Raw genomic sequence first — 12666 nt, 5'->3', positions numbered from 1 at the left:
CGGCCCCGACGACCGGGCCCTTGCGCCACCCCATCGCAGTTCAAAGGGGAACTGACATGCCGCTCCTCGTAGTCGGGATCAGCGTTGTGATCCTGCTGCTCCTCATGACCAGGTTGAGACTCAACGGGTTCGCGGCCCTGCTGCTCGTGGCGGTCGGCGTCGCGCTGGTCCGGGGCATACCGGTGGCGGACATCCCCGACATCCTCTCCGAGGGCATCGGGGACCAGATCGGCGACACCATGCTCACCATCGGACTGGGCGCCATGGTCGGACGTGTCATGGGGGACTCCGGTGCCGCGCAGCGCATCGCCGGCAGACTCCTCGACGCCTTCGGCCCGCGCTGGGTGCAGGTCGCGATGGTGGTCACCTCCATGCTCATCGGCGTGACCATGTTCTACGAGGTCGCCTTCATCATCATCGTGCCCATAGCCTTCACCCTGGTCAGAGTCACCGGGGCCAAGCTGCTGTGGGTAGGGCTGCCGATGTCGATCGCCCTGTCCACCATGCACAGTTTCCTGCCGCCGCACCCCGGCCCCACCGCCGTCGCCGCGACCTTCCACGCCTCCGCCGGACTGACGCTGTTCTACGGCCTGTTCATCGCCGTCCCGGTCGGCGCGCTCATCGCTCTGGCCTGGCCTCGCCTGCCGTTCGTCAGGGCGATGGACCCCTCCATCCCCAAGGGCCTCGTCAGCGAACGGGAGTTCACCGACGAGGAGATGCCGGGCCTCGGCTGGTCCCTGTTCGTGGCACTGTTCCCCGTGGTGCTGATCGTGGCCGCCGCGGTGACCGACATGGCCACCTCCGGTGACAGCCCGTTCCTGCACGTCGTCGCCTTCATAGGCTCGGCGCCGATCGCGCTGCTGCTGGCCCTGTGCCTGGCGATCTGGGCGTTCGGCCCGAGGATCGGCCGGAGCCTGAGCGACGTCAGCGCCTCCTGCACCTCGGCGGCCCAGGCGATGGCCATGATCCTCCTGGTGATCGGCGCCGGCGGCGCCTTCAAGAACGTCCTCGTCGAAGGCGGGATATCCGACTACATCAAGGACGTCACCGACAGCTGGTCCATCTCGCCGATCATCCTCGCCTGGCTCATCGCCGTGATCCTGCGCGTGGCGCTCGGCTCGGCGACCGTCGCCGTCGTCACCGCGTCCGGCGTGGTGCTGCCGCTCCTCGCGGGAAGCGGCGTCCACCCGGAGATGATGGTGCTGGCCGTGGCCTGCGGATCGATCGCCTGCTCGCACGTCAACGACCCCGGGTTCTGGCTGTTCAAGGAGTACTTCAACCTCTCCGTCATCGAAGCGATCAAGGTCCGCACCAGCTATACGACCGTGCTCGCCGTCCTCGGTCTCGGCGGTGTCCTGTCCGTCGAGTGGGTCCTCGACGTCCTCAGCCTCTGACCACGGCCCCCTCCACCCTCGTACGCAAGGACTGTGAGCATGACTCAGCCGACCGTCACCACCTTCTCCGTCTATCCCGTAGCCGGCCGGGACAGCATGGAGCTGAACCTCTCCGGCGCCCACGGCCCCTACTTCACCCGCAACGTCGTGGTGCTCACCGACTCCGAGGGGCGCACGGGTCTGGGGGAGGTGCCCGGCGGGGAGAAGATCACGCGGACGCTGCGCGACGCCGAGTCCCTGGTCGTCGGTGCGAAGGTGGGCGACTACAAGCGGGTCCTGCGCGCGATCGGGGACCGCTTCGCCGACCGTGACGCCGGCGGACGCGGGGCCCAGACCTTCGATCTGCGCACCACCGTCCACGCGGTCACCGCCGTCGAGTCGGCGCTGCTCGACCTCCTCGGGCAGCACCTCGACGTGCCGGTCGCCGCCCTCCTCGGCGACGGGCAACAGCGTTCGTCCGTACGGGTGTTGGGCTACCTCTTCTACGTCGGCGACCCGGACCGCACCGATCTGGAGTACGTCCGCGAACCCGACTCGGACGTCGACTGGTACCGCGTGCGGCACGAGGAAGCCCTGTCCGCCCAGGCGATCGTCCGACAGGCGGAGGCGGCCCATGAGCTCTACGGCTTCCACGACTTCAAGCTCAAGGGCGGTGTCCTGGAGGGCGCCGAGGAGGTCAAGGCGGTACGGGCCCTCAAGGACCGTTTCCCCGAGGCCCGGATCACCCTCGACCCGAACGGGGCGTGGTCGCTGAGTGAGGCGATCGAACTCTGCCGACCCCTGACCGGCACACTCGCCTACGCGGAGGACCCCTGTGGGGCCGAGGGCGGCTACTCGGGGCGGGAGATCCTGGCCGAGTTCCGGCGCGCCACCGGTCTGCCCACCGCGACCAACATGATCGCCACGGACTGGCGGCAGATGACGCACGCACTGGCCCTGCAGTCGGTCTCCATCCCTCTGGCGGACCCCCATTTCTGGACCATGCAGGGTTCCGTGCGGGTGGCGCAGCTGTGCAACGCGATGGGTCTCACCTGGGGTTGCCACTCCAACAACCACTTCGACATCTCCCTGGCCATGGTCACGCACTGCGGAGCCGCGGCCCCGGGCGAGTACAACGCCCTGGACACCCACTGGATCTGGCAGGAGGGCCTGGAGCGGCTCACCACCGCCCCGCCCCGCATCGTCGGCGGCGAGATCGCGGTACCGGACGCCCCAGGTCTGGGCGTCCAGCTCGACATGGACCGGCTCCTGGCGGCCCACGCCCTCTACCAGGAGAAGGCGCTGGGGGCACGTGACGATGCCGTCGGTATGCAATACCTCGTCCCTGGTTGGGAGTTCAGCAGCAAACGCCCTTGCCTCGTGCGATAGCCGAGCAGGCGGCGTCGCCGCGGGCCCGGTTGTCAGTGCCGGATGCGAGACTGCCCGGCATGACCGAATCCCATGCGAAGGCGGACCTTCTCCACTACCTGCAAGCCGCCCGGGAAGCCCTGGTGTGGAAGCTCGACGGGCTCTCGGAGTACGACATCCGCCGCCCTCTGACGCCCACCGGCACCAATCTCCTGGGGCTGGTGAAGCATGTCGCGGGCGTGGAGTTGGGGTACTTCGGCGACACGTTCGGGCGGCCTTTCTTCACCGCGGACCCGCCACCCTGGTGGTACACGGAGGACGCCGAACCCAACGCGGACATGTGGGCCACGGCGGACGAGTCACGTGAGGACATCGTCGGGCTCTACCAGCAGGCGTGGGAGCACTCGGACCGTACGTTCGCCGCGCTGCCGCTCGACGCGGTCGGCCACGTCCCCTGGTGGCCGGAGGAACGACGAGCGACGACACTCCACCACCTCGCGGTCCGCGTACTCACCGACACCCACCGCCACGCCGGCCACGCGGACATCGTGCGCGAGCTCATCGACGGGTCCGTGGGATGGGTCAAGGAGAAGGACGACATGCCGGCGGGCGACCAGGCGTGGTGGGCGGCCCACCACCGTCGCCTGGAGGCCGCGGCGCGGGAAGCGGACAAGGGCTGATCCCGGGTCTCACGGTCGGCGAAGTCCCGCGATGAGGAGCTCGACCAGTCGACGTGCGTCGTAGCGTGCATCGTTGTCCGCGCCGATGCAGAGGTTGCCGACGCCGCGCATGAGTTCGTAGGCCTCCAGGTCGGGGCGGATCTCGCCGGAACGGGCTGCGGCGTCGAGCAGTTGGGCGCACACGGGCAGGAGACGGTCGAGGAAATAGGCGTGCAGCGTCTCGAAGCCGGCGTTGTCGGACTGCAGCACGGCGGCGAGTCCGTGTTTGGTGACCAGGAAGTCGACGAAGAGATCGATCCACTGTCCCAGTGCGGCGTGCGGAGTCGCACTGGTCGACAGCAGTTCGGGCCCGGCCTCGGCGCAGGCGTCGACCTGGTGCCGGTAGACGGCGATGATGAGATCCGCCCGCGTCGGGAAGTGGCGGTAGATCGTGCCCAGCCCGACGCCGGCCTCGGCCGCGATGTCCCGGACCGGCGCTTCCACCCCTGAGGTGACGAAGACCGCGGCGGCCGCGTCGAGCAGGGTCTCCTTGTTGCGCCGGGCGTCCGCCCGCTTGGACTGGGCCGCTCGCCCCACGTTCTCGTCGCTGCCGTTCACCGCGCCACTGCCTCCACTACCGAGCTGCCGAGCCTGCCACATCGGCGTGTTCCGTATCGTTTCCGGAACGAGGTTCCGCTTGCTCATGATGTCAGAGCGGGGGCCCGGCGACCAAGCCCTGTACGGCGCCGCTGATCGCTCGCGCGGTCTCCTTCGGTCCGGAGCCGTAGTCGTCAGGCAGGCTCGGCCGCCGGTACCGGTTCGCCGATGCCCAGCAGGTTCCCCTCGCTGTCACGGAACCAGGCGGCGCGTTCACCCCGCGCGCCCTTGCTCGGGTAGTTTCCGTCGATCTCGGCGATCCCGTCCTTCGTCCGGAACCCGGGAACGTCGACCTCCTCGAACACCACACCACGCCGCTTGAGTTCCGCCACGATCGTCTCGAGGTCATCCACCTCCCACCCCATCTGGGTGAAGGTGCCGGGCGAGGCTCCGGCCGACGCGAACAGGGCGAAATCCGTCCCACCGCACCGGTAGAGCAACCCACCGGGCCGTTCGTCGACGGGCTCCAGGCCGAGCTGCTCGGCATAGAAACGGCGCGCCCGGTCCAGGTCTTGGGCGGGCAGCCTGGTGGCCACGCGCCCCCGGGCCAGAATGTTCCTGTCGTCTGCGGTCATACCTCCACTGTGCCGTGAGTGGTGACAGGCGGCCGACCGGACGGGCCACGGGCGGGATCCTGGGGCGGCCAAGAGGCCCCCTGCTCGGGCGTGCGCGCCGTCCGCGAACGGGGGAGAATCCCCGTATGCCAGACATAAAAGGGCGTTCTGGTCCTGAGGTGGCTGTCGCCGGCCCTGCTCCGCCCAACCAGACCTTGGCTCTCGCGGCGACGATGTTCGCCGTGTCGATGACCTTCATCGACCAGACGATCGTCGCCATCGCCGCTCCGAGCATCGTGGACGAGCTCGACCTGTCCGCGTCGGGGATGCAGTGGGTGATGAACGCCTATCTGCTCGCCCTGGCCGCCTTCTTCGCACTCGGCGGCCGGCTCGCCGACATTCTCGGGCACCGCCGGATGATGGTGGTCGGCACCCTGATCTTCGTCGTGTCCTCGGTGCTGTGCGGCTGCGTCCCCGACGACAGCTTCGCCCAGAGCTGGCTGATCGTCTTCCGCGCCACCCAGGGACTGGGCGCCGCCGTGATGTTCCCGGCCGCGCTCGCCGTCGTCGTCGCCGTGTTCCCGGTGGAACGACGCGGCCGGGCCCTCGCCTTGTTCTTCGGTCTGTCCGGAGCCCTCACCGCGCTCGGGCCGCTCCTCGGCGGCTGGCTCACCGACTGGACCTGGCGCGCCATCTTCTGGGTCAACGTGCCCGTCGCCGTCGTCGCCCTGGTCCTGACCGCGCTCGCCCACATCCCCCACCAGGCCCGCCGTGAACGCCTCGACGTGCCCGGCGCCGTCCTGGTCGCCGCCGGTATGGGTCTGAGCGTGCTGGGCCTGCAACAGGCCTCCGCCTGGGGCTGGAGCAGCGTGGCCACCTGGGCCTGCATCCTCGGCGGGCTCGCGGTGCTGGCGGTGTTCTGCGCGTACGAACTGCGCGTCGAGGAACCGCTCATCAAGCTCCAGGTCTTCCGCGACAAGGCGTTCAGCGCCGACTCGGCCGTCCTGTTCTTCGCGATGCTCGCCTTCGTCCCGGTGTTCTTCTTCGCCTCCGTCTACGCCCAGGTCTGCCTCAGCGCCTCCCCGAACCAGGCCGCGCTGTACCTCCTGTACTTCTTCGTCGGCTTCGGCATCGCCTCCCAGTGGGGCGGCCGGATCCTCGACCGGCGCGGCGCGCGTCCCGCGATGAAACTGGGTACGGCACTCGGTGCGGTCGGATTCGCGCTGTGGGCGGGCAAGCTGACCGACCTTTCGATGCACGACCAGTGGCTCTACGCCGCCCTCGCCGGCGCCGGTATCGGTCTCCTGCTCGCGCCCGCCTCCACGGACGCCGTGAACCGCTCCCTCAACGCCTCCTACGGAGAGGTCACCGGCATCACCCAGACCGTGCGCAACTTCGCGGCGGCCGTCGGCCTCGCGGTGTTCAGCACGGTCCTGACGCATGTCACCACCGACAAGGTCGCCGACACACTCCAGGCCAGGGGAGTGCCCCACGGCCCGGCGAGAGAGGCCGCCCGTGACATCTCCGAGGCGGTGACCGGCAACCCGGACGCTCAAACCCCGACCGGGCAGGGACCCGTCGCCACGGTGATGCGTGACTCGATGAACGCCATCCGGATGGACTTCGCCGAGGCCAACCAGTGGGTGTTCTACGGCATGGCCATCGCGCTCGGCATCGGGTTCCTGTGCGCGCTGGCGCATCCCGGGACGCGGGTCACGGACGAGGCGCCGGCACCCAGCAGCGTGCCCGCCGACCGGTGACGGCATTCGACGGCTCACCGCGAGGCGCACACGAACACAGCCGGCCGGCCCGCTGGTCACGTGCCGGCCGGCGTGCGCGCGTCACACGGTGAAGCGGTGGCGGCCGGAACCGACCCGGTACACCACGCAGCCCTCCTCCTGGCGCAGGAACGTCGCGTGGGTGTGGGTGACCGCGTCCGGAGCGTCCGCGGGGATCCATACCTCGGCGGTCGTGTTGGGCGGCACCGCGCAGCTGAGGACGAAGCCGCCCGACTTCTGCCGCCACTGCGTGGAGACCGGGCCGTGGACCGAGGTGAACGTGGCGCGGGCGGAGGTGACATCGCCGCCGGGGCGGGGACGGATGACGATCTCACGGTAGCCGGGCCGGCCCGCCGAGATGCCGGCGATGTTCGTGTACATCCACTCACCCACCGAGCCGTAGGCGTAGTGGTTGAAGGAGTTCATGTCCGGGGTCTGGAAGGCGCCGTCGGGCTGGATGGAGTCCCAGCGTTCCCACATCGTGGTGGCGCCCTTGTCGATCTGGTAGCCCCAGCTGGGGAAGGAGCGTTGCTGGAGCAGCCGGTAGGCGACGTCGTTGTGGCCGGTGTCGGTGAGGACGGGCAGCAGCCGGGGCGTACCGAGGAATCCCGTCGACAGGTGCCAGTCCCTGGCCTCGATCAGCGCGACGAGACGGTCGGCCGCCGCCTTCCGCAGCGCGTCGGGCAGCAGGTTCATCGACAGGGCGAGGACATAGGCCGTCTGGGTGTCACCCTTCACCCGGCCGGCCGATGTGACATAGGCGCTCCGGAACGCCTCACGGACGCGTTCGAAGAGGTCGAGGAAGGGAGCGGGGGACTGGTCGAGCTCCTGGGCGATCCTCGCCGCGAGGTCGGCGCTGTGCGCGAAGTAGGCGGTGGCGATGACGTCCTTGGGTGTCTCGTCGGAGACGTTCAGCCAGTCGCCGTACCCGGCGGCCGGTCGCAGCAGGTCCGTACTGTTCTCCTCCAGGTACGTCAGCCAGCTCCGGATGGACGGCCAGGCGTCCTCCAGGACCTGCCGGTCCCCGTACGCCTGATACAGGGCCCAGGGGACGGTGACGCCCGCGTCGCCCCATCCGGCGACACCGTTGCCCAGGGAGCCGACATCGGGCGCCACGTCCGTGAAGGCTCCCTGCGGAGTCTGCGCGTCGCGCAGGTCCACGAGCCACTTGGTGAGGAAGCGGGCCGACTCCATCGTGTAAGCGGCCGTGGGCGCGAAGACGTTGATGTCACCCGTCCACCCCAGGCGCTCGTCGCGCGCCGGTGTGTCCGTCGGGATGGAGAGGAAGTTGCCGCGCTGACCCCAAGTGATGTTCTTGTGCAGCTGGTTGAGCATCGGGACGTCGGTCTCGAACTCGAAGGTGAAGGGGGCGGACGTATGCATGACGCGGCCGGTCACCGCTTTCGCCGAGGGGGTGCCGGGGAAGCCGGTCACCTCGACGTAGCGGAAGCCGTGGAAGGTGAAGCGCGGCTCGTACGTCTCCTCGCCGCCGCCCTTGAGGGTGTAGGTGTCGGTGGCCGCGGCGGTACGCAGATTCGCCGTGTACAGGGTGCCGTCCGGGTTGAGGACCTCGGCGTGCCTCAGCCGGACGGTGGTTCCCGCGGCGCCCGAGACCCGCAGCCGCACCGAGCCGACCATGTTCTGACCGAGGTCGAAGACGAAGACGCCCGGCCTGATCTCGGTGACCTTCCTGGCCGGGATCTCCTCGGCCACCCGGACCGGTCCGTCGACCTGCGCGACGATCTGCCGGGGAGCCGCCTCGCCCGCCGCGCGGACGTCGAGCCAGGCCCGGTCGTCGAAGCCGGGCTCGGTCCAGCCGGAGGTCTCCCTGCGCGCGTCGTACGTCTCGCCGCTCAGCAGGTCGGCGGAGACGATCGGTCCCGAGGCGGCCTTCCAGTTGCCGCCCGAGGTGATGCGCTCACCCGTCCCGTCGGTGTACTCCACCTCCAACTGCGCCAGCAGCGCGGGACGTTCGCCGTACTGGTGGGGTCCGAACATGCCGACGTTGCCCGCGTACCAGCCGGGCGCCAGATACGCGCCGACGGCGTTGGCTCCTGGCCGCAGCAGCGAGGTGACGTCGTACGTCTGGTACTGCACCCGTTCGCGGTAGTCGGTCCAGCCGGGAGCGAGCTGATCGCGTCCCACGCGGTGGCCGTTGAGGTGGGCTTCGTACAGGCCGAGAGCCGTGGCGTACAGGCGGGCGCGGGCCACCTTCTTGCGCGGGAGCCTGAACTCGTGCCGCAGCTGGTTGGCGGCGAACAACGCCGGGACGACCCTCCCCCAGGGGCCGGCCCCCCACACGGCCGCCACCTTCGCCGCGGGCCAGCCACCGTCGTCGAAGTCGGCCTGGCGCCAGTCCGCGGCAGGTTCCTCGTCCGTCGACTTCCAGGAGGCGTCGGTGATGACCCGCACCTCGCCGGACGCCGTGCGGACGGTGAGGACGGCGATCAGGCCGGCCGGTCCCACGGTCGCGTTGGTCGCCGACACCGCGAGGACGTTCCTGCCGGAACGTACCTGAGCGAGGACGTCGATGACGGCCGGTCTGCGCCAGCCGTCGCGGTCGGTCGCGAGGTCGGTGCGGGCCACCTCGGTGCCGTTCACGGAGACGGAGTAGACGTTGTCGGCGGTGAGGGCCAGGGTCGCGGCCGTGATCCGCTCGGGAAGATCGGCGGTGCGACGGAACCAACGGGTGGCCGCGGGCGCGCTGTTGGCCGGGTCGCCCTCGGGGAACCAGATCCACGCACTGCCCTCCAGCGAGGGAGCGTCGGTGAGAGCCGCGGGGGCGGACACCCATGCGGCGGACCACTGCGCGGCGTCCAGGAGGCCGGTCTCCCACCACGCCGCCTCGCTCCAGCCGGAGGCGTTGTCCGCCGCGTCCCATACGCGTACGGACCAGAAGTAGCGGATCCGAGGCTTCAGTCTGGGGCCCGCGTACGGAACGAGGACGGACTCGCCGGAGCTGACCTTTCCGCTGTCCCAGACATCCGGACGCGACAGCCTGGACGCGCTGGAGGCGACGCGGATCTGGTAGGCGCTCTGTCGCACGCCCGGCTTGTCCGAGGTCATCGGCCAGCTCAGTCGCGGGCGTGGTGCGTCGAGGCCCAGGGGGTGGCGAACGTACTCGACGGTCGGAGCGGTGACGCGCAGGGCGCCGCGTCGCCCACCCGCCGGGGCCGGTGCGGCCGGCGACGCGGCCGCCGCTGATCCGGTGTCGGCGGCCGTGGCGGCCACCGTTCCGGCCGCAGCCGTCGCCGCCGCCGCAAGGATGTTCCTCCTACTGATCACTACGACCCCTCACACAGAAATGATGAATCGATTCATGGCGGTGAAACCTAGGGGTGCACGGGGTGAGGGTCAAGGAGTGTGCGGGACCTTTTCGGTCGACGAACGGCACTCCCGGCCGACTCGCGCTCCTGAAGCGGGTCGGGGTGATGAGGCTCCGGCTCATGGGTTCGTACCGAAGCCTTGACGCTCGTCATGGCCGAGCTTAGCGTCTGCGGCTGCACCGTAAAACGATTCAATCCCGTGCGGCGCAGCACTCCGTCCGTCGGTGCCGGAGTGGGGCTGCCCGTTTCGTGCTGTCCCGCCCACCCGAACGGAGTCCCGCCCGTTGCCAGCGCCCCACGAAACCCCCGGTCCGTCCCGCCGTCAGATCCTCCGCACCGGCACGGCCGCCACGACGGCGGCGGCCGTCACCGCGGTCGGACCCGCCGCGGCCGCCCGCGCCACCCCACGCGACGCCGCCCGCCCCCGGGCCGGCAGACCCGGAACCAGGCCCGCCCTGGCCGCCTTCGAGCTGTCCGAGGTCCGACTCCTGGACAGTCCCTTCCTCGCCAACATGCGCCGCACCTGCGCCTATCTGCTCTTCGTGGACAGCGACCGGCTCCTGCACACCTTCCGCCTGACCGTCGGCCTGCCGTCCTCGGCGCAACCCTGCGGAGGCTGGGAGGCACCCGACGTCCAGTTACGCGGGCACACCACCGGTCATCTGCTCAGCGCGCTGGCCCAGGCGCACGCCAACACCGGGGACCGGGCGTACGCCGACAAGGGCCGGGCACTGGTCTCGGCGCTCGCCGAATGCCAGCGGGCCGCTCCGACGGCCGGCTTCACCCCCGGCTACCTCTCCGCGTTCCCCGAGTCGGTCTTCGACCAGTTGGAGGCAGGGGGCAAACCCTGGGCCCCCTACTACACGCTGCACAAGATCATGGCCGGGCTGCTCGACCAGTACCGGCTGAGCGGCAACCACGAAGCCCTGGAGGTCCTGCGGAAGATGGCCGCGTGGGCCGACGCCCGCACCGGCCCCCTGTCGTACGAGCGCATGCAGAGCCTGCTCAGGGTGGAGTTCGGCGGCATGAACGACGTACTGACCCGGCTCCACCAGGAGACGGGCGACCCGGCACATCTGCGCACCGCCCGCCGCTTCGACCACGAGGAGCTGTACGCGCCGCTCGCCGCCGGCCGCGACGAACTCGCCGGACGGCACGCCAACACCGAGATCGCCAAGATCGTCGGGACGGTGCCGTCCTTCGAGGCGACGGGGGAGCGGCGTTACCTGGACATCGCGGACACCTTCTGGACCACCGTCGTACGCCACCACTCGTACGCCATCGGCGGCAACTCCAATCAGGAACTCTTCGGACCGCCCGACGAGATCGCAGGCAGGCTCTCGGAGGTCACCTGCGAGAACTGCAACAGCTACAACATGCTGAAACTGGGGCGCCACCTCTTCCTGCACCGCCCGGACCGTGCGGAGTTCATGGACCACTACGAGTGGACGCTCTACAACCAGATGCTGGCGGAGCAGGACCCCGACTCCGCGCACGGGTTCGTCACCTACTACACCGGCCTGTGGGCGGGCTCGCGACGGGAACCCAAGGGCGGTCTCGGCTCGGCCCCGGGCAGCTACAGCGGTGACTACGACAACTTCTCCTGCGACCACGGCACCGGACTGGAGACCCACACCAAGTTCGCCGACTCGGTCTACTTCCGCTCCGCCGCCCCGCAGCCGCCGGCCCTGTACGTGAACCTGTTCATTCCGTCCGAAGTGCGGTACTCACGAACAGGTGTGACGGTACGTCAGCAGACTCGGTACCCGATGGAGGGGCACACAAGGCTCACCATCACCGCCGGTCGAGGACGCTTCGCCCTGCGGATCAGGATCCCGGCCTGGGTGGCGGACACCGGACGCCCCGCCGTACTGAAGGTCAACGGCCGACCCGTCGCCACCCGGCTCCGTCCCGGCGCGTACGCCACGGTCGAGCGGACCTGGCGCACCGGCGACACGGTCGAACTGACCCTCCCACGCGAGCCCGTATGGACCCCGGCCCCGGACAACCCCCAGGTGACATCGCTGTCATACGGCCCCCTGGTGCTGGCGGGGCAGTACGGCGACACCGACCTCGCCACGCTGCCGATGATCCGCCCGCGGTCGCTGCGGCCCGTCCCCGGCACGTCCGCACAGTTCACCGCGCTCGCCGACGGCCGTGCCGTGGCACTGCGGCCGTTCCACGAGGTGCACCACCAGCGCTACAACGTCTACTGGGCGGTGACGCCGCCCCGAGGCCGCGAGCGGGACGTCGCACGCTACCCGTTGGACGAGGCGACCGGCACCGCCGCCGCCGACGCCACCGGCGCGTTCCCCGCCGCGGCCCTGGCCGCGGGCGCCACCTGGGTGGACGACGGCACCGGCCCCGCCGTGTCACTGGACGGGAAGGGCGGCCATCTCGCCCTGCCCGCAGGTCTGTTGAGCGGCCTGGACGAACTGACGATCAGCGTACGGGTCCGGGTCGACAGCCTCGCCGCCTCGGCACGCGTCTTCGACTTCGGCTACCACAAGGACACCTACCTGTTCCTCGCCGCCACCACCGGAGCGGGACGCGCCCGTGCCGCACTGAAGATCGCGGGAATGGCGCGGGAGGACTTCATCGACGCCAACGTCCCCCTGACCGTGGGCCGTTGGACACATGTGGCCCTCACCCTGGGCGGCGGCACCGGGGTGCTCTACCTCGACGGAACCGAGACGAGCCGCAACGCCGCCATGGTCGCGAGCCCCCTGCTGCTCGGCGTGACCACCCGCAGCTACCTCGGACGCTCCCAGAACAGCACCCACCCCTACCTGCACGGAGCCGTGCGCGACCTCCGGGTGCACAACAGGGCCCTGTCCGCGTCCGAAGTGGCCCGCCTGGCCGCCGACTGAGCTTCGCCGCCTCGGTACTCGCACCCCTCCTCGTCGCATCACGTGACGGCCACGCCCGCCCGCCGTACCCCGCAGGAGCTC

General features: G+C 70.1%; 8 protein-coding genes. 5 read left to right on the top strand and 3 right to left on the bottom strand.

The genetic code is table 11. The features are described from left to right. Positions 1-56: 56 nt before the first annotated feature. The 3 genes from ACFYRY_RS24490 to ACFYRY_RS24480 are packed head-to-tail and all read left to right on the top strand — an operon-like array spanning position 57 to position 3421. Positions 57-1394: a gluconate:H+ symporter gene (locus tag ACFYRY_RS24490; RefSeq protein ID WP_389149390.1), complete on the top strand. Its 1338-nt coding sequence runs from the start codon at positions 57-59 to the stop codon at positions 1392-1394. A 39-nt stretch (positions 1395-1433) separates the two neighbouring features. Beyond that, positions 1434-2762, top strand: coding sequence for an enolase C-terminal domain-like protein (locus tag ACFYRY_RS24485; protein ID WP_389149387.1), 1329 nt, complete (start codon positions 1434-1436; stop codon positions 2760-2762). A 59-nt stretch (positions 2763-2821) separates the two neighbouring features. Then, positions 2822-3421, top strand: a complete 600-nt coding sequence (locus ACFYRY_RS24480) for a DinB family protein (protein ID WP_389149384.1) — start codon at positions 2822-2824, stop codon at positions 3419-3421. Between the two features lie 9 nt (positions 3422-3430). Here the strand turns inward: ACFYRY_RS24480 and ACFYRY_RS24475 are convergent, their stop codons facing one another. Together ACFYRY_RS24475 and ACFYRY_RS24470 are read right to left on the bottom strand one after the other, a co-directional pair. Then, positions 3431-4018 (bottom strand): TetR/AcrR family transcriptional regulator, encoded by a 588-nt coding sequence (locus ACFYRY_RS24475; RefSeq protein ID WP_389149381.1) that lies wholly within the window; start codon positions 4016-4018, stop codon positions 3431-3433. A gap of 173 nt (positions 4019-4191) precedes the next feature. Continuing rightward, on the bottom strand, positions 4192-4632 hold the full coding sequence (locus ACFYRY_RS24470) for a VOC family protein (protein WP_389149378.1): 441 nt from the start codon (positions 4630-4632) through the stop codon (positions 4192-4194). A 125-nt stretch (positions 4633-4757) separates the two neighbouring features. Between ACFYRY_RS24470 and ACFYRY_RS24465 the strand changes: the two genes are divergently transcribed. Continuing rightward, positions 4758-6371: an MFS transporter gene (locus tag ACFYRY_RS24465; protein WP_389149375.1), complete on the top strand. Its 1614-nt coding sequence runs from the start codon at positions 4758-4760 to the stop codon at positions 6369-6371. An 81-nt stretch (positions 6372-6452) separates the two neighbouring features. Here ACFYRY_RS24465 and ACFYRY_RS24460 read toward each other — a convergent pair whose 3' ends face one another. Continuing rightward, entirely contained in the window at positions 6453-9674 is a 3222-nt protein-coding gene (locus ACFYRY_RS24460; RefSeq protein WP_389149372.1) for an alpha-L-rhamnosidase, read from the bottom strand. Positions 9675-9999: 325 nt separating this feature from the next. Between ACFYRY_RS24460 and ACFYRY_RS24455 the strand changes: the two genes are divergently transcribed. Next, a complete protein-coding gene (locus ACFYRY_RS24455; RefSeq protein ID WP_389149369.1) occupies positions 10000-12585 on the top strand; it encodes a beta-L-arabinofuranosidase domain-containing protein in 2586 nt (861 codons plus the stop codon). The last annotated feature ends 81 nt before the right edge of the window (positions 12586-12666 follow it).

Origin of the sequence: Streptomyces sp. NPDC005263 (assembly GCF_042872365.1) — a bacterium.
GTDB lineage: Bacteria > Actinomycetota > Actinomycetes > Streptomycetales > Streptomycetaceae > Streptomyces.
The sequence above is the reverse complement of the archived record's forward strand: the minus strand, read 5'-3'. Positions and strand labels throughout refer to the sequence as shown.

Bases quoted from the DNA above. Each gene is read 5' to 3' on its own strand.
- ACFYRY_RS24490 (WP_389149390.1), top strand. From the start codon at position 57: ATGCCGCTCCTCGTAGTCGGGATCAGCGTTGTGATCCTGCTGCTCCTC.
- ACFYRY_RS24485 (WP_389149387.1), top strand. From the start codon at position 1,434: ATGACTCAGCCGACCGTCACCACCTTCTCCGTCTATCCCGTAGCCGGC.
- ACFYRY_RS24480 (WP_389149384.1), top strand. From the start codon at position 2,822: ATGACCGAATCCCATGCGAAGGCGGACCTTCTCCACTACCTGCAAGCC.
- ACFYRY_RS24470 (WP_389149378.1), bottom strand. From the start codon at position 4,632: ATGACCGCAGACGACAGGAACATTCTGGCCCGGGGGCGCGTGGCCACC.
- ACFYRY_RS24465 (WP_389149375.1), top strand. From the start codon at position 4,758: ATGCCAGACATAAAAGGGCGTTCTGGTCCTGAGGTGGCTGTCGCCGGC.